This window comes from Vibrio sp. VB16, from assembly GCF_015594925.2.
GTDB lineage: Bacteria > Pseudomonadota > Gammaproteobacteria > Enterobacterales > Vibrionaceae > Vibrio.
This window is the reverse complement of the sequence record NZ_CP087590.1, coordinates 3,551,875-3,569,359: the sequence shown is the minus strand read 5'-3', so window position 1 is coordinate 3,569,359 and position 17,485 is coordinate 3,551,875. Positions and strand designations below refer to the sequence as shown.

Genomic DNA, 17,485 nt, shown 5'->3' with positions numbered 1-17,485 from the left:
ATTTCAACTACTTACAATTAATTCTCATTTCCATTTTAACTATTTGAAAATAAAGACATAAAGTTTTGAAAAATTATTTGGACTAAACGGCGCTAAATAAGAGGTTTAATGTATAATCGTTAACTTATGTATAAATAACCAGTAACTGTATTTAGGAATAAACGATGGATGCTTCATTACTACTTGATGGTCTTAACGATAAGCAGAGAGAAGCGGTTGGCGCCCCGCTAGAAAATATGCTGGTATTAGCCGGAGCAGGTAGTGGTAAAACAAGAGTTTTGGTCCATCGAATTGCTTGGTTGATGACGGTAGAAAATGCATCCCCATTTTCAGTTATGTCCGTTACATTTACGAACAAAGCTGCAGCAGAAATGCGAGGGCGGATTGAAGAATTGATGAAGGGCAGTGCCTCTGGAATGTGGAATGGTACCTTTCATGGAATTTGCCATCGGATACTCAGAGCTCATTATTTAGATGCCGACTTACCTCAGGATTTTCAGATACTTGATTCAGATGATCAACAGCGTTTACTTCGCCGGTTAATAAAAGCACAAAACCTAGATGAAAAGCAGTGGCCAGCAAAACAAGCTGCTTGGTGGATAAATGGAAAGAAAGATGAAGGTTTGAGACCTAAGCATATAGATGCTTATCAAGATCCGATAACGCAAACTTGGCTTCAGGTCTATTCTGCTTATCAAGAGGCATGCGATAGAGCGGGATTGGTCGATTTTGCAGAAATTTTGCTACGTGTAACAGAATTACTCCGTGATAAGAAGTTTATCAGAGAACACTACCAAGCTCGTTTCTCACATATTCTTGTTGATGAGTTTCAAGATACAAACAATATCCAATATGCTTGGCTTCGATTGATGGCAGGCAAAACGAGCCATGTGATGATAGTTGGGGATGATGACCAATCTATCTACGGCTGGCGCGGTGCAAAAATAGAAAACATCCACAAATTTACCGAAGAGTTTCCTAGTGTAGCGACTATTCGTCTTGAGCAAAATTACCGTTCAACCAAAACTATATTGAAAGCAGCCAATGAGCTAATTGAAAATAATACGGAACGAATGGGTAAAGAGCTTTGGACTGACGGTGAAGACGGCGAACAGATTTCGGTTTACTCTGCCTACAATGAGTTGGATGAAGCTCGCTTTACTGTGAGTAAAATAAAAGAGTGGCAAGAGAAAGGTGGCCTGCTGGTCGACTCTGCAATGCTCTATAGAAATAACGCCCAATCTAGAGTGTTAGAGGAAGCGCTCATTCAGGCTAGATTGCCTTACCGAATATATGGTGGTATGCGATTCTTCGAACGCCAGGAAATTAGAGACGCGTTGAGTTATTTGCGTTTGACGGCAAATCGGCGAGATGATGCAGCGTTTGAAAGGGTAGTCAATACTCCAACCCGTGGGATGGGAGATAAAACGTTAGAAACAATACGGTTAGCTGCTCGTGAGCGCGGCGCTACGATGTGGGAAGCAAGTGTGGCATTGCTTAACGAAAGAGTGCTTGCTGGTAGAGCCGCAGGTGCTTTAAGCCGATTTATCGAACTGATTGATGCCCTTGAAGATGACACGGCTGAGTTTTCTCTTCATCAACAGGCAGATCATGTAATTAAGTCTTCAGGTTTGTTCGCGATGTATGAGCAGGAAAAGGGAGAAAAGTCCAAAGCCCGCATTGAAAACTTAGAAGAACTCGTCACCGCAACGAGACAGTTTGAAAAACCCGAAGAAGCGGATGATATGACAATGTTGTCAGCATTCTTATCACATGCGGCATTGGAGGCGGGCGAAGGGCAAGCCGATGAATTTGATGATGCAGTCCAATTGATGACTTTACATAGCGCTAAGGGTTTAGAATTTCCAATGGTCTTTATGGTTGGGGTCGAAGAAGGTATGTTCCCAAGCCAAATGTCAGCAGAAGAAGCGGGTCGCTTAGAAGAAGAAAGACGGCTTTGCTATGTTGGTATGACTCGTGCGAAAGAGAAACTCTTTATTACCTACGCAGAAATGCGTCGTCTATATGGTCAAGATAAATACCATAAACCTTCTCGATTTATAAAAGAATTACCCGAAAGCTGCATAGAAGAAGTTCGCATGAAAGCCCAGGTTAGTAGACCAGCCACAAGCGGACGTTTTAACCAAACGAAAGTAAAAGATAATTTCAATGAAACAGGATTTAGTTTAGGTCAAAGAGTCACACACCCCAAATTTGGTGAAGGAACAATTATAAACTTCGAAGGTAGTGGCCCACAAAGCCGAGTTCAAGTTGCCTTTAATGGTGAAGGGATAAAATGGTTGGTAACGCAATACGCAAAATTAGAAAAAATGTAGAAAAGAAAAACCCCGATACAAAAGTATCGGGGTCATAGTCTTACTTGCAGCAATCCAGCTACTAAATATGCTCCATGCATCAAATCCATGATAGTGTGCTGTAATCCTTCAGCGTATTCCTTTTCATCGCCTTCCTAGCGGTGTCCTTGTGATCTTATCCTGATCTGCCAACAATCCTCGTCAGCTTCCTTCACTTGATCCTTGAGCGGTGTCCTTTACATCATCCTGATGTTTGATCCTTGCCTCTTCCAGAGGTGTCCATTGTCTTTCCTTAGTAGTAACCATCCTAGTTACTATTGCGTCCATTCAATGTCCAATTGCTTTCCTTGCAGATTACTCATCCTGAATAATCATATCTTCATCCTGAAGACCACCGAGTCCTTGGTGCTTTCCTGTTCCGTGTCAGTATCCTTCCGACAGGACAAATAATAGCAATTATCTGCCTATCAACAAGAGGGGTAAAAACCTTCCTAATTGTGAATAGTCATGCCTATTATTATTAAGTGTTGATTTTAAAGGGTTAATACCAAGTAAGAGCCTATTGCTCAATAGAGAAACACGGAATGGCTTACGCCTTTGTAAGAGATCTCTCACAAAGAAAAAGTCTAATCTCTTAGATGCAAAACTGCGTGAAAAGTCATATTTTGCACATTTTTACGCTTTTCGTTTCTTTCTATTTTGATTAGCGAACTTTAAGCCATCTAAACTAAAGACGAACAATGCGCCCCAAATAAAGGCAAAAGTTATCGCCTTGTCTGCAGAGAAAGGTTCGTTATATATAAACACGGCAAGCAAAAACATTAAGCTAGGACCAATATATTGGAAAAAACCTAATGTAGATAACATGATACGAGTCGCCGCACCGTTAAAGCAGAGCAGAGGTAGGGTAGTGACAATACCTGCGGTAAGAAGTAGTAAATTTAGGTTCAAATCATTATTGAGCAAGCTCGAAGTTGGGCTGTCGGCAATAAAGGTGAGGTAAATAAGCGCAGCGGGTAGAATAATCATCGTTTCAATAAATAACCCAGTCTGGGCATCTAAATTAATTTTTTTTCTAAGTAACCCATAACAACTAAAACTCGTCGCTAAAGCGAGAGCCACGACGGGAACTCGACCAAATGCGAATATTTGAATAGCAACGCCAATGAAGGCAAGTAGCACTGCAAACCATTGAAGTTTTCGGAGTCTTTCTCCTAGAAAAAACATGCCCAGTAACACATTAAAGAGTGGATTAATGTAGTAGCCCAAACTTGCATCAATCATATGTTCAGAATTCACCGCCCAAATGAAAATTAACCAATTTGTGGCGACAAGCAGTGAAGTAATAGTTAAAAAAAGCATGCTTTTCTTGTGGGTCAGAACTTTTGCAACGACTTTCCATCGTTTACCCAGGTGCAAAAGAAAAGCAAGGAAGACAAATGACCATATAATTCTGTGGCTAAGTATTTCTAATGGTGCGACTTCAATGATGGCCTTAAAATAGATAGGCGCTATGCCCCACATGGTGTATGCGGCAATCGCCAGTAATACGCCTTGTTTTGATCTAGCCTGTTGTTCGGATGTCATGCTTTTTAAACTTATTAGTTATTTGGAGTAAGAGAGCAAGTATAAAAGCGATATCACATATTCACCTAATAATTTGATGTGTTATTCCCTGCTAAACCCAACTACAATGTCTCGCTATATTAAGAACCCCATTTCTTAAATGACTGCTCTGTACTTTATCTATTAGGATACTAATGACTTCCAAGCTTTTAGCTCAGCAAATCGATGCGGATAAACCTGATGCAAAGTCGATACTTAATGATGTATTTGGTTATCAGAATTATCGTGACGGCCAAGAGGAAGTTATTACTGCCGTTCTAAATGACCAAGATAGTTTAGTGATTATGCCAACGGGTGGTGGTAAATCGCTTTGTTATCAAATTCCTGCATTGGTTAAAGAAGGGCTAACAATAGTTATCTCGCCACTTATCTCGTTAATGAAAGATCAAGTCGACCAATTAAAAGCAAATGGTGTTGCCGCTGGATGCCTGAATTCCTCAATGACAAGAGAGGAGTTGACCACCGTTTTTACTAGAATGAACAACGGGAAATTGAAACTGTTATATGTTTCTCCTGAGAGAGCGTTAAGCCAAGACTTCACTGAACGGTTGTCCTGGGTGCAAGTTTCAATGATTGCAGTTGATGAAGCTCATTGTATTTCACAATGGGGGCATGATTTTAGGCCGGAATACGCTGCCTTAGGTCAGTTAAGAATGCAATTACCTAATGTTCCGTTTATGGCTTTAACTGCGACAGCAGATGAAGCGACAAGAAAAGATATTGTTTCTAGACTGCATCTTAATCAAGCGTTGATCTACCTAGGAAGTTTTGACCGCCCCAATATTCGTTACAATCTTGTAGAGAAACACAAACCTGTTTCACAAGTAGTTCGTTTTTTGGCAACACAAAAAGGTCAATGTGGAATTATTTATTGTGGTAGTCGAAAAAAAGTAGAAATGCTGACTGAAAAACTGTGCAATAACCACATTCGTGCTGCTGGCTATCATGCCGGCATGGATTCTGATGAACGAGCCTATGTTCAAGATGCTTTCCAAAGAGATGATGTTCAAATTGTGGTCGCTACCGTCGCTTTTGGTATGGGGATAAATAAGCCTAATGTTCGGTTTGTTGTTCATTTTGATATACCAAGAAATATCGAATCTTATTATCAAGAAACAGGGCGAGCAGGCCGTGATGGTCTTCCTGCTGAAGCTATGATGCTATTTGACCCGGCAGATATGGGTTGGTTACGAAAAATATTGGACGAAAAGCCAGAAGGTGATCAAAAAAGAGTAGAAACACATAAACTCAACGCCATGAGTGCATTTGCTGAAGCGCAAACTTGTCGTCGACAAGTATTGCTCAACTATTTTGGTGAATACCGGCATGATCCTTGTGGAAACTGCGATATATGCTTGGATCCGCCAAAACATTTTGATGCGACAGAAGCAGCACGAAAAGCACTATCTTGTGTGTACCGAGTCAATCAAGGCTTTGGTATGGGCTATGTAGTGGAAGTTTTACGAGGAATGCAAAATATACGTGTTAGAGAGAATGGTCACGATAATCTTTCTACTTACGGTATAGGGCGTGAACATAGTCATGATTACTGGATTAGTATTATGCGTCAACTTATCCATAAAGGAATGCTATGCCAGAACATTACTCGTAATTCGACATTGCAACTAACGGAAGAGGCGAGACCACTCTTAAAAGGAGAGATGGTAATTGAACTCGCCGTTCCAAGATTGGACACGGCTGTTAGAGCGGCGAAATCGAACAAGCTCGCGAATCGTAATTATGATAAAAAATTATTTTCCAAGTTACGTAAGTTGCGTAAGTTTATCGCGGATGAAGTTGGCTTACCTCCCTATGTCGTATTTAGTGATGCGACATTGATTGATATGGCTGAGATTTTACCGACTTCATATGGTGAAATGCTTGCAGTGAATGGCGTGGGGCAGGTCAAACTAGAGAAGTACGCTGACAAGTTTTTAGATGCTATACAGGAGCACGTTACTCATGGAGATTAACAAGCATTGGGGGTTAATTGAACATATAGAGGCGGAAGGTAAGCTCATCTTAACTGCACCATCTTTTGATGTTGATTCTTTCCCCAAAGTTGGTAAAGAGTTAGTCTGTCTATTATCGGCTGAAATTAAAGAGAAGCAACTTGATGCCGATCTCCATTCTTGGTTGATTGATTTTGAAGGTTGTCTCTTTTTTTTAAGGGCTGAACATTACTCTGAATCTGTGTGGCTCGAGGCTCTGTACAAAGAAGAAAGCCGGGAAGAGGTCGCTTATTTAGCGAGTCTGTTTTCACAAGGGTTTTAGTTTTAAAGGTGCTCATCACTATCTGACCATTTCATTATTATCAAGGAATCCGCCGTAGCGTAATCAAACATCCGGTATAAATAAATTTGCAGACTTAAACGTTTGCTATTCTTTTAGGCTCTTGAAGCTTGATTTGATTGATGTATAATCGTCGCCCGCTCGTAAGAGCATTTTTAACTGCTTTAAAGAAGACATGTTGTCTACTTGGGTTCCCTCAACCCCAAGCAAAACTAAAAAGGTACAAAATGAATAATTTTACCCCTGCGCAAATGCGCAAAGCACTCTCTATACTTGTTCTGTTTCACTTGGTGATTATTGCGTCTAGCAATTACTTGGTTCAACTGCCATTTACCATTTTTGGTATGCATACCACTTGGGGGGCATTTACCTTCCCGTTTATTTTTCTAGCAACGGACCTTACGGTACGTGTTTTTGGTGCCAAGTTGGCCAGAAAAATAATATTCTTAGTAATGTTACCGGCTTTAATTGTCTCCTATTTATTGTCTGTGGTTTTCTTTGAAGGACAATTTCAAGGTTTTGGACAGTTAACGGAATTCAACCTATTTGTCGCACGTATTGCTGTTGCAAGTTTCATGGCTTACCTATTGGGCCAAATTCTCGATGTTCATGTATTTAATCGCCTGCGTCAATTGAAACAGTGGTGGATAGCACCAACGTGTTCAACCTTGATTGGTAATGCTCTCGATACATTAGCTTTCTTTGCCATTGCTTTTTATCAAAGTCCAGATGCGTTTATGGCTCAACATTGGAAAGAAATCGCCTTGGTTGATTATGGTTTTAAGTTGGTTATCAGCTTGGGATTATTCGTACCCATGTACGGTATGTTTCTCAACTACTTAGTTAAGAGAATGACCGCAATGAACCCTGACTTGAAAGTGACTGGCGTAAATGCTTAAAAAGTAAAAAAGCGAATGTCATATTGAAATTCGCTTTTTTAATGTACCTACCTAAAATAACCTAACTCTAACTTCTGATTATTCAGCATTTATTATCAACGGCCATCCTATATCGGATTGACGGTTAGACTCAATTTCAAGTTCAGCTGTTGTCAGTGGATTTTGTTCTAACCATGATTTTTGAATCGACATAACCAGCGAATCCTGATCCGCTTCAATGCGATATTGTGGCTCTAATTCAGAGCTTCTTCGATGCGTTAAGATAATCGCTATTCTTAATAAACGGAGTAATCTCTTACCACTTCGTTCAGAAATAGCATGCTGCTCTGGCAATGAAGAGAGCGGATCTCTATAGCGACGAGTTAATTCGCTAATATAGTATTTTTGTGCACGAGTGAAACCCGGTAGATCGAGGTTTTGCAAAAGGTAGGCGCTGTGCTGACCACCCTTTTTAAAATCAATAGCGAGTCCTATTTCGTGAAGCTTGGCTGCGGCTTCAAGTAATATTGAAGCTTGGGATTCAGGTACCCAAGTCTTCGCACCACACTGCTGAAGTAGAGAAAGTGATACGCTGAACACTTGCTCCCCATAGAGTTTATCTATTTGATAACGAGACTGAACGCTGCTAATGGTTCGAGAGCGAATATCATCGTGTTGCATTTCAATCATCATTCCATAGACCATTCCCTCGCGCAGAGCACCGCCTGCCAATGTCATGGTGTCGATCTTTAGGAGTTCAAAAATGGCGATTAATATGGATAGTCCACTTGGGAATACCAACGCCCTTTCTAACGTCAAACCGTCTATTTCTAGTTCTTCTAAATGATCGGCTAGCATAGCCTGTTTCTGCAATCGCTTAAGTTTGGAGTGAGTAATCACTTCGTCCATGCCTTGTGCAAGCATTATCTCTTGTAGAGCCTGAACGGTTCCACTGGCGCCTACGCATACATCCCAACCAATATCGTTATATTGTTTAAGAATTGGATGTAGAGTTGTTTTTGCTGCCTCAATTGCAGCGTCAAAATTGTGTGTATTAAGCTGACGATCTTTAAAGTGTTTTTCTAACCACGTGACGCACCCCATTTTTACACTGGTTAATGCTTTGGCGTTGAAGCCTTCTCCGATGATGAGTTCAGTACTTGCACCACCAATGTCGACAACAAGCCTTCTACCTAAGCCACCAGATGTATGAGCGACACCTTTATATATTGTTCCAGCTTCTTCTTTACCAGATATGACATTTATGTCATATCCAAGAATATGGTTTGCGTGTTTCAGAAAAACATCCACATTAGTGGCCGTTCTTAGTGTCGCTGTGCCAACAATGCGGATATTCTCTTCTGGGATATCTTGTAATCTTTCAGCAAACAATCTTAGACAGTCCCAGCCTCGTTGCATCGCTTCAGGGCTGAGAGCGTTATTCTCATTGAGTCCAGCAGCCAAGCGGACTTTCCGCTTAATCTTTGCCATTGTTTGAACACTTCCATCAATATGCCGTACAACGAGCATGTGGAAGCTGTTCGAGCCTAGGTCAATGGCCGCATAGAGCGGCGATGAGATTGCTTGATCCATATTTACTTTATCTATCCCTTAACTACGAGGTTGACGCGGTCGGTAGTTACTTCGCTTATTGTTGCTGCGATTACCGTTACGTGGGCCACCTGTCGGTCTACGGTTGTTGCTAGGTCTTGTACGCGTACGAAGTGCCTGTGGTAGATCATCGAGTAAAGCGCTCGGGTCATAATCTGATACAGGTATTGTGTGTTCAATGAATTCTTCAATTGCGGTCAAGTTAATTGCGTACTCTTCACAAGCAAAGCTGATTGAATTGCCACTCTCTCCAGCGCGCCCAGTACGGCCAATTCGATGGACGTAATCTTCGCAGTCATCAGGTAAGTCGTAGTTAAATACATGCGTTACTTGTGGGATATGTAACCCACGAGCAGCAACATCCGTCGCAACCAAAATATCGACTTCACCTTGAGTAAATTGCTCTAGGATTCGTTCTCGTTTCTTTTGAGGTACATCACCAGTCAAAAGACCAACACGATGATTGTCTGCAGCTAAATGACCCCAGATTGAATCACATTTATATTTGGTATTAGCAAATATAATTGCACGGTCTGGCCATTCTTCTTCAATTATCGATTGAAGAAGGGACATTTTATGCTCGTTTGACGGATAGAAGAGCTCTTCTTGGATTAGATATCCCGTTTTTTGCCCAGGTTCTACAACAACATGCTCTGGATTATGCATGTGCTCAAAGGCGAGTTCCTGTACACGATAAGAAAGTGTAGCGGAAAAAAGCATATTCAAGCGATCAGTCGGTTCTGGCATGCGACGAAAAAGAAAGCGGATATCTTTAATAAAACCTAAGTCGAACATTCTATCGGCTTCATCCAGTACAACTACTTGGATGTGGTTCAAATTAAAAACTTTTTGTTTGTAAAAGTCTATAATTCGGCCTGTTGTCCCAATGAGGATGTCTACGCCCTGTTCTAATTTTGATACTTGTTTATCGTAACTTTCGCCACCATAAGCAAGTCCAGCTTTTAGCCCTGTCGATTCAACTAGAGACTCAGCATCGTTGTAGATCTGAATTGCTAGCTCACGAGTCGGCGCCATAATAATTGCGCGAGGTTGGTTTGGTTTCCGCCCTTCTTGCTCCGGAGTGGTTAGTAAGTGGTTGAAAGCAGCAGTAAGAAACGCTAACGTTTTACCAGTACCCGTTTGGGCCTGGCCTGCAATATCTTGGCCGGTGAGCAGTACCGGCAACGCCAAGGCTTGGATAGGGGTACAATATTCGAACCCTTTTTTATCTAAACCTTCAATGACTTGCGGCAGTAAACCGAAGTCGGCGAATTTGTGCTCTGTGATATGAGTGTTTTTCATAAGTTATAGAATATCAGTTAAGGGTTGCAATACGGAAGCAAATACATTCCAATAGGGAATCTATTTCCTGGTTATCATCCAACCAGTAGCATATAAACACATTGGAGTGGAAGATGAGTGATAAATTTTTGCAGCTATCAGATGAAAGTTTTGAAAACGATGTAATCAAAGCTGCAGGGCCTGTATTAGTTGATTTTTGGGCTGAATGGTGTGGACCTTGTAAAATGATTGCACCTATTCTAGATGAGATCGCAGATGAATACGAAGGCAAACTCACTATCGGCAAACTAAATATTGACCAAAATGCTGGTACACCACCAAAATTTGGTATTCGTGGTATTCCAACGTTACTTCTTTTTAAAGATGGTAGTGTAGCAGCAACGAAAGTTGGTGCACTTTCTAAATCTCAATTAAAAGAGTTTTTAGACACAAACCTGTAGTTTAGTTTTGATATAGAGCGAGAAACCGTGCACTTTAACATTTGCGCGGTTTTGTTTTTTGTAAAACTAGACTAGTCTTTCATTTAGTGCTAGTTTGTCGCACGATAAATAAACAAATGTTCATTTCTTGGTCGCTCCTTAGACCGAAAAAATCATAACTAAACAAACAGATCCTATTTTGACAACAAAAGCTAAAGCATCCACTACTATGAATCTGACTGAATTGAAGAACAGGCCTATACCTGAGCTTGTCAAGCTTGGTGAAAGCCTCGGTCTGGAAAACCTTGCTCGTCTACGTAAACAAGACATTATTTTCTCTACTCTCAAAGCCCACGCGAAAAGCGGTGAAGACATTTTTGGAGATGGTGCATTAGAAATCCTTCAAGACGGTTTTGGGTTTTTACGTAGTGCAGATAGTTCTTATCTTGCGGGTCCAGATGATATTTATGTATCACCAAGCCAAATACGCCGTTTTAACTTGCGTACTGGCGACTCAATAGCGGGTAAAATTCGACCACCTAAAGATGGCGAACGTTATTTTGCTTTGCTAAAAGTTAACACTGTAAACCACGATAAACCTGATAACGCACGTAACAAGATTCTCTTTGAGAATTTGACTCCTTTGCATGCAAATGAACGCATGACGATGGAACGTGGTAATGGCTCGACAGAAGACATTACCGCACGTGTTTTAGACTTGGCTTCACCTATCGGTAAAGGCCAACGAGGTTTGATCGTTGCTCCGCCAAAAGCGGGTAAAACAATGTTGCTACAGAACATTGCGCAAAGTATTGCTCACAATCACCCTGAATGTATATTGATGGTTTTACTTATCGATGAACGCCCTGAAGAAGTGACAGAAATGCAACGCCTTGTAAAAGGTGAAGTTATTGCGTCAACTTTCGATGAACCTGCGTCTCGACATGTACAAGTTGCCGATATGGTAATCGAAAAAGCAAAACGTCTAGTAGAACATAAAAAAGACGTGGTTATTTTGCTTGATTCTATTACGCGTCTTGCTCGTGCATACAACACCGTTGTTCCATCATCAGGTAAAGTTTTGACGGGTGGTGTTGATGCGAATGCACTACATCGTCCTAAGCGTTTCTTCGGTGCAGCACGTAACGTTGAAGAAGGTGGCAGTTTAACGATTATCGCTACTGCATTGGTTGATACGGGCTCTAAAATGGATGAAGTCATCTACGAAGAGTTTAAAGGTACTGGTAACATGGAGCTGCATCTTAATCGTAAGATTGCAGAAAAACGTGTATTCCCAGCTATCGACTTTAACCGTTCAGGTACGCGTCGTGAAGAATTGCTAACGAAGTCAGATGAACTTCAGAAGATGTGGATTCTACGCAAGATTGTTCATCCAATGAGCGAATCTGATGCGATGGAATTCTTAATCGACAAATTGGCAATGACCAAAACAAATAACGAGTTCTTCGATGCGATGCGTAGACAATAACGTCACGTTTTAGAACTATTAGCTTTTAAGAATAGAGCTACTAAGAAACGCCACGCGTATTTATACGAGTGGCGTTTTTGTTTTTAGGTAAGCACTTAAAAAACCAAGAACCTCTCTTATTTATTATATTTCGAACAATTCCACGCTAAATAGTCGGTTTCGTTATTTTTTTGTTATAAAATAGCAACAATTCCAATAATCGAATGAGCCCTATGAGTATTAAGGATTTACGTGACTTTATTACCCTTTTAGAAGAAAAGGGTCAGCTTAAGCGTATTACTCACCCAATAGACCCACATTATGAGATGACGGAGATTAGCGATCGCACTTTGCGAGCTGGTGGTCCTGCTTTACTTTTTGAAAATCCAGTAGGGTATGAGATGCCAGTATTGACCAATCTCTTTGGTACAGCGGAACGTGTCGCACTGGGAATGGGGCGAAAGGAGGTTTCTGAGCTCAGAGAGGTTGGAAAGTTATTGGCTTACCTGAAAGAGCCTGAACCACCAAAGGGCTTTAAAGACGCAATTGACAAGATACCTGTATTCAAACAAGTTCTAAATATGCCCACCAAAAGGCTCAGGAAGGCTCCATGTCAAGAGGTTATTTGGCAAGGTGATGACGTTGATTTAGACAAGTTACCCGTAATGAGTTGTTGGGCTGAAGATGTGGCGCCATTGTTGACATGGGGACTGACTGTCACCAAGGGACCGAATCAAAAACGTCAAAATTTGGGTATTTACCGCCAACAAAAGCTGTCCAAAAACAAAGTTATCATGCGTTGGTTAGCACATCGAGGCGGCGCTCTTGATCTGCAAGATTGGATGCAAAGTAATCCTGGAGAGCGATTCCCGGTTTCCGTTGCATTTGGTGCTGACCCCGCAACTATTTTAGGTGCAGTGACACCGGTTCCCGATACTCTTTCTGAATACGCCTTTGCTGGCTTACTGCGAGGCAGTAAAACAGAAGTCGTTAAGTCTATAAGTAATGACTTAGAGGTGCCTGCAAGTGCTGAGATTGTATTGGAAGGTTACATCGATCCAAGTGAATTTGCGGCTGAAGGCCCATATGGCGATCATACTGGATACTACAATGAAGTAGAACAACATCGCGTGTTCACGATTACTCATATCACCATGAGAAATAATCCCATTTATCACAGTACTTATACTGGGAGACCACCAGATGAGCCCGCGGTTCTAGGCGTCGCGCTAAATGAAGTATTTGTTCCTATACTTCAGAAACAGTTTCCTGAAATTGTCGACTTTTATTTACCACCTGAAGGATGTTCTTATCGAATGGCTGTAGTGACAATGAAGAAGCAATACCCTGGACATGCAAAGAGAGTCATGATGGGAGTGTGGTCTTTTTTGAGGCAGTTCATGTACACCAAATTTATCGTTGTTTGTGATGATGATGTGAATGCTCGGGATTGGAATGATGTAATTTGGGCTATCACGACTAGGATGGATCCAGTGCGTGATACAGTGATGATTGATAATACCCCGATAGATTCGCTTGATTTTGCATCTCCCACTGTTGGTTTAGGATCAAAAATGGGGCTAGATGCAACCAATAAGTGGGAAGGGGAAACGCAAAGAGAGTGGGGTAGACCCATCAAAAAGGATCCAAAAATAGTAGAGAAAATAGATTCTATTTGGGATGACCTTGGTATTCTATGAGCCATAAAGTCACTCTACTTCCTAGCGGAAAAGAATTTGATGTATCAGCAGGACAGACGATATTAGAAGCCGCGCTCAACAATAATATAAGCTTCCCACATCGTTGTCAGGTTGGAGCATGTGCGATGTGCATGTGCCGAAAAGTGGAAGGTGAAGTTTCTTATCATTTAGACCCCGTATTGACTGAAAAAGAAATACAAAAGGGATGGATCTTTCCTTGTCAGGCATTTGCAGAAACTAATCTTAAACTTACCTTTGAAGAGTAAGAGGAAATATGACTATTCGTTGTAAAGTAAAGTCCATTCAACCCTTAGCATGCAATACCTATAAAATATTGCTTCATCCAGAAACCCCTGTCGAATTTAAAGCGGGTCAATATTTAATGGTGGTGATGGGAGAGAAAGATAAGCGCCCATTTTCTATTGCTAGTAGCCCTTGTCGGAATGAAGGAGAACTTGAACTTCATATAGGTGCCGCCGAAGAGAACGCTTATGCGGCAGAAGTTATCGACAAAATGAACATCGCGTTTGACAAAGGTAATGATATTGAGATTGATGCGCCGCACGGAGATGCTTGGCTTAAGGAAGGGAATCGTCCTATATTGCTTATCGCGGGTGGAACAGGTTTCAGCTATGTGCGTTCTATTCTCGATCATTGTGTAAGCCAGAATATCGAAAACCCGATATATCTTTACTGGGGAGCAAGATCGGACGGGCAACTTTATGCCTTTGACGAAATGAAAACGTTATCTGAAAAATTCAGCAATATTCATTTTATTCCTGTTCTAGAAAGCGCACCTAATATATGGAATGGCAAAATAGGTAATGTATTGACTGCTGTTTTAGCCGATTTTGACAGTTTAGAAGATTTTGATATCTATATAGCGGGTCGATTTGAAATGGCAGGCGCAGCCAGAGAACAATTTAGCTTAGAAAAAAATGCCAATAGAGAACGAATGTTCTCTGACGCCTATTCATTTATCTAGTTTGTTATATAAATGTAAGTAAAAGGACGCTTTATCGACCTCCTTTTTTACTTTTGGTGGTAAAAAGAACAATCAAAAAGAAAAATTGGATTTTTTTGAGAAAAGGGCTTGCGTCACATAAAAATCTCCCTATAATGCGCAACTCCTAACGGCGAGACCTTATTTAAAAAGGGATTAGCGTACTGGAACAAAATTTGGTCTTAGAGAAATAATTCTAAAAAAGTGTTTGACACGAAGAGTTATCTCGCTAAAATGACCGCCCACTTCAACGGGAAAGTCGAAAGGCTTAAAAGTAATAATTTACTTACTATTGAAGTAACGCTCTTTAACAATTTAAACCTATATCAATCTGTGTGGGCACTCGTTGATGACAATCGAAGATGATTCTCTGCCTTAGGGCACGAAATCAACAACGGTTTCAATGAACTGAGTGACCTAATTTGATGCTTTCGGGTATCGAACACAGTTATTTAAATATCACTCTGTTGGAGTGATAGAACTTTAAAGAACACTTTACTATTTAACCTTCGGTTATCTAAAGTAAAAGGCAATTTAAAGTCAGTATTCATTGAGCCAAAAAGAACTTAAATTGAAGAGTTTGATCATGGCTCAGATTGAACGCTGGCGGCAGGCTTAACACATGCAAGTCGAGCGGAAACGATGTTAACAATCCTTCGGGAGCGTTAATAGGCGTCGAGCGGCGGACGGGTGAGTAATGCTTAGGAATTTGCCCAGTTGAGGGGGATAACTATTGGAAACGATAGCTAATACCGCATACGCCCTACGGGGGAAAGGAGGGGACCTTCGGGCCTTCCGCGATTGGATAAGCCTAAGTGAGATTAGCTAGTTGGTGGGGTAATGGCTCACCAAGGCGACGATCTCTAGCTGGTCTGAGAGGATGATCAGCCACACTGGAACTGAGACACGGTCCAGACTCCTACGGGAGGCAGCAGTGGGGAATATTGCACAATGGGCGAAAGCCTGATGCAGCCATGCCGCGTGTATGAAGAAGGCCTTCGGGTTGTAAAGTACTTTCAGTAGTGAGGAAGGCAGTAAGTTTAATACGCTTATTGTTTGACGTTAGCTACAGAAGAAGCACCGGCTAACTCCGTGCCAGCAGCCGCGGTAATACGGAGGGTGCGAGCGTTAATCGGAATTACTGGGCGTAAAGCGCATGCAGGTGGTTTGTTAAGTCAGATGTGAAAGCCCGGGGCTCAACCCCGGAAGGTCATTTGAAACTGGCAAACTAGAGTACTGTAGAGGGGGGTAGAATTTCAGGTGTAGCGGTGAAATGCGTAGAGATCTGAAGGAATACCAGTGGCGAAGGCGGCCCCCTGGACAGATACTGACACTCAGATGCGAAAGCGTGGGGAGCAAACAGGATTAGATACCCTGGTAGTCCACGCCGTAAACGATGTCTACTTGAAGGTTGTGGCCTTGAGCCGTGGCTTTCGGAGCTAACGCGTTAAGTAGACCGCCTGGGGAGTACGGTCGCAAGATTAAAACTCAAATGAATTGACGGGGGCCCGCACAAGCGGTGGAGCATGTGGTTTAATTCGATGCAACGCGAAGAACCTTACCTACTCTTGACATCCAGAGAAGCCAGTGGAGACACAGGTGTGCCTTCGGGAGCTCTGAGACAGGTGCTGCATGGCTGTCGTCAGCTCGTGTTGTGAAATGTTGGGTTAAGTCCCGCAACGAGCGCAACCCTTATCCTTAATTGCCAGCGAGTTATGTCGGGAACTTTGGGGAGACTGCCGGTGATAAACCGGAGGAAGGTGGGGACGACGTCAAGTCATCATGGCCCTTACGAGTAGGGCTACACACGTGCTACAATGGCGCATACAGAGGGCAGCCAACTAGCAATAGTGAGCGAATCCCAAAAAGTGCGTCGTAGTCCGGATTGGAGTCTGCAACTCGACTCCATGAAGTCGGAATCGCTAGTAATCGTAGATCAGAATGCTACGGTGAATACGTTCCCGGGCCTTGTACACACCGCCCGTCACACCATGGGAGTGGGCTGCAAAAGAAGTAGGTAGTTTAACCTTCGGGGGGACGCTTACCACTTTGTGGTTCATGACTGGGGTGAAGTCGTAACAAGGTAGCCCTAGGGGAACCTGGGGCTGGATCACCTCCTTAAACGATGATTGCTCATGATGAGTGTTCACACAGATTGAAATAGGTTTAGAAAGTAAAGAGAGTATTTGTACCTGCTTAACTGCGGGTATAAGTGTGAAAGTGCCCAACACTTTTATGCACCTGTGTCCCGTTCGTCTAGAGGCCTAGGACACCGCCCTTTCACGGCGGTAACAGGGGTTCGACTCCCCTACGGGATACCATTGGGTCGTTAGCTCAGCTGGTAGAGCAGTTGACTTTTAATCAATTGGTCGCAGGTTCGAATCCTGCACGACCCACCATTCTTTCCCACGAAGGAATTAAAATCGTTTCGTTTTCACTTTGAAAAGTGAAAGCAAACAATGTGGGCGATTAGCTCAGTTGGGAGAGCACCTCCCTTACAAGGAGGGGGTCACTGGTTCGAGCCCAGTATCGCCCACCATTCTCTAAGTATTTTTGGTGTCATATCCAAACCAATGGTTATTAATTATTGGTTTATTGTGGTCTCTGAAAGTCTTTAGAAAATGTGATTAACTTATTTTAATAAGAATAGAACATTTTGCTCTTTAACAATTTGGAAAGCTGACTGATAAATAATTGATTATTATTTATCAAAATAAAAGTTCTCAAATCCTAAATCTTTTAGATTTAGGTACTTGTTGTCACTTCGGTGATAACAAACCAACACACATTCAAGTGTTCTTGGAAACAGCTAACTTCGGTTAACTGTTTAATATTTGAGTCCGGCAAAATCGAAAATGTTGTCTCGCTCAT

11 protein-coding genes, 3 tRNA genes, 1 rRNA gene and 1 pseudogene are annotated in these 17,485 nt (G+C 41.9%); 13 read left to right on the top strand and 3 right to left on the bottom strand.

The window, feature by feature from the left end; translation table 11 throughout:
• Positions 1–164 precede the first annotated feature (164 nt).
• On the top strand, positions 165–2,336 hold the full coding sequence (gene uvrD / locus IUZ65_RS16290) for a DNA helicase II (protein WP_195704690.1): 2,172 nt from the start codon (positions 165–167) through the stop codon (positions 2,334–2,336).
• A 654-nt stretch (positions 2,337–2,990) separates the two neighbouring features.
• On the opposite strand, the gene rarD is transcribed toward uvrD, so the two are convergent.
• Positions 2,991–3,902 carry an EamA family transporter RarD gene (rarD, locus tag IUZ65_RS16285; protein ID WP_195704689.1) on the bottom strand — a complete coding sequence of 304 codons (912 nt, stop codon included), beginning with the start codon at positions 3,900–3,902 and terminating at the stop codon, positions 2,991–2,993.
• Between the two features lie 173 nt (positions 3,903–4,075).
• On the opposite strand from rarD, the gene recQ reads away from it, so the two are divergent.
• From recQ to IUZ65_RS16270, 3 genes are all read left to right on the top strand, one after another.
• Positions 4,076–5,914: an ATP-dependent DNA helicase RecQ gene (recQ, locus tag IUZ65_RS16280; RefSeq protein ID WP_195704688.1), complete on the top strand. Its 1,839-nt coding sequence runs from the start codon at positions 4,076–4,078 to the stop codon at positions 5,912–5,914.
• Positions 5,910–6,215, top strand: coding sequence for a DUF3630 family protein (locus tag IUZ65_RS16275; RefSeq protein WP_195705146.1), 306 nt, complete (start codon positions 5,910–5,912; stop codon positions 6,213–6,215). The genes recQ and IUZ65_RS16275 overlap by 5 nt, the downstream gene beginning before the upstream one ends.
• Before the next feature lie 245 nt (positions 6,216–6,460).
• Entirely contained in the window at positions 6,461–7,132 is a 672-nt protein-coding gene (locus IUZ65_RS16270) for a 7-cyano-7-deazaguanine/7-aminomethyl-7-deazaguanine transporter (protein WP_195704687.1), read from the top strand.
• 78 nt (positions 7,133–7,210) lie between these two features.
• Here IUZ65_RS16270 and gppA read toward each other — a convergent pair whose 3' ends face one another.
• Both gppA and rhlB read right to left on the bottom strand, forming a co-directional pair.
• The gene (gene gppA, locus IUZ65_RS16265) at positions 7,211–8,704 is read right to left on the bottom strand and encodes a guanosine-5'-triphosphate,3'-diphosphate diphosphatase (protein ID WP_195704686.1); all 1,494 of its coding nucleotides are present in this window, start codon (positions 8,702–8,704) and stop codon (positions 7,211–7,213) included.
• Between the two features lie 18 nt (positions 8,705–8,722).
• Positions 8,723–10,024, bottom strand: coding sequence for an ATP-dependent RNA helicase RhlB (gene rhlB / locus IUZ65_RS16260; RefSeq protein WP_195704685.1), 1,302 nt, complete (start codon positions 10,022–10,024; stop codon positions 8,723–8,725).
• A gap of 113 nt (positions 10,025–10,137) precedes the next feature.
• Between rhlB and trxA the strand changes: the two genes are divergently transcribed.
• From trxA to IUZ65_RS16215, 9 genes and pseudogenes are all read left to right on the top strand, one after another.
• Complete coding sequence (gene trxA, locus IUZ65_RS16255) at positions 10,138–10,464, top strand: thioredoxin TrxA (protein ID WP_195704684.1); 327 nt, start codon at positions 10,138–10,140, stop codon at positions 10,462–10,464.
• A gap of 208 nt (positions 10,465–10,672) precedes the next feature.
• Entirely contained in the window at positions 10,673–11,932 is a 1,260-nt protein-coding gene (gene rho / locus IUZ65_RS16250) for a transcription termination factor Rho (RefSeq protein WP_195704683.1), read from the top strand.
• Between the two features lie 212 nt (positions 11,933–12,144).
• Positions 12,145–13,593 (top strand): annotated as a pseudogene (ubiD, locus tag IUZ65_RS16245) (4-hydroxy-3-polyprenylbenzoate decarboxylase); the annotation flags it as partial.
• Between the two features lie 14 nt (positions 13,594–13,607).
• Positions 13,608–13,877: a 2Fe-2S iron-sulfur cluster-binding protein gene (locus IUZ65_RS16240; RefSeq protein WP_195704681.1), complete on the top strand. Its 270-nt coding sequence runs from the start codon at positions 13,608–13,610 to the stop codon at positions 13,875–13,877.
• Between the two features lie 8 nt (positions 13,878–13,885).
• A complete protein-coding gene (gene fre / locus IUZ65_RS16235) occupies positions 13,886–14,596 on the top strand; it encodes an NAD(P)H-flavin reductase (RefSeq protein ID WP_195704680.1) in 711 nt (236 codons plus the stop codon).
• 586 nt (positions 14,597–15,182) lie between these two features.
• A 16S ribosomal RNA gene (locus IUZ65_RS16230) occupies positions 15,183–16,735 on the top strand.
• A gap of 124 nt (positions 16,736–16,859) precedes the next feature.
• A tRNA-Glu gene (locus IUZ65_RS16225) sits at positions 16,860–16,935 on the top strand.
• Between the two features lie 2 nt (positions 16,936–16,937).
• A tRNA-Lys gene (locus tag IUZ65_RS16220) sits at positions 16,938–17,013 on the top strand.
• 64 nt (positions 17,014–17,077) lie between these two features.
• Positions 17,078–17,153: transfer RNA gene (locus tag IUZ65_RS16215), tRNA-Val, on the top strand.
• The last annotated feature ends 332 nt before the right edge of the window (positions 17,154–17,485 follow it).

What these genes read in the sequence shown, in the direction of transcription:
- uvrD (WP_195704690.1), top strand. Translation starts at nt 165, where the DNA reads ATGGATGCTTCATTACTACTTGATGGTCTTAACGATAAGCAGAGAGAA.
- rarD (WP_195704689.1), bottom strand. Translation starts at nt 3,902, where the DNA reads ATGACATCCGAACAACAGGCTAGATCAAAACAAGGCGTATTACTGGCG.
- recQ (WP_195704688.1), top strand. Translation starts at nt 4,076, where the DNA reads ATGACTTCCAAGCTTTTAGCTCAGCAAATCGATGCGGATAAACCTGAT.
- IUZ65_RS16270 (WP_195704687.1), top strand. Translation starts at nt 6,461, where the DNA reads ATGAATAATTTTACCCCTGCGCAAATGCGCAAAGCACTCTCTATACTT.
- gppA (WP_195704686.1), bottom strand. Translation starts at nt 8,704, where the DNA reads ATGGATCAAGCAATCTCATCGCCGCTCTATGCGGCCATTGACCTAGGC.
- rhlB (WP_195704685.1), bottom strand. Translation starts at nt 10,024, where the DNA reads ATGAAAAACACTCATATCACAGAGCACAAATTCGCCGACTTCGGTTTA.
- trxA (WP_195704684.1), top strand. Translation starts at nt 10,138, where the DNA reads ATGAGTGATAAATTTTTGCAGCTATCAGATGAAAGTTTTGAAAACGAT.
- rho (WP_195704683.1), top strand. Translation starts at nt 10,673, where the DNA reads ATGAATCTGACTGAATTGAAGAACAGGCCTATACCTGAGCTTGTCAAG.
- IUZ65_RS16240 (WP_195704681.1), top strand. Translation starts at nt 13,608, where the DNA reads ATGAGCCATAAAGTCACTCTACTTCCTAGCGGAAAAGAATTTGATGTA.
- fre (WP_195704680.1), top strand. Translation starts at nt 13,886, where the DNA reads ATGACTATTCGTTGTAAAGTAAAGTCCATTCAACCCTTAGCATGCAAT.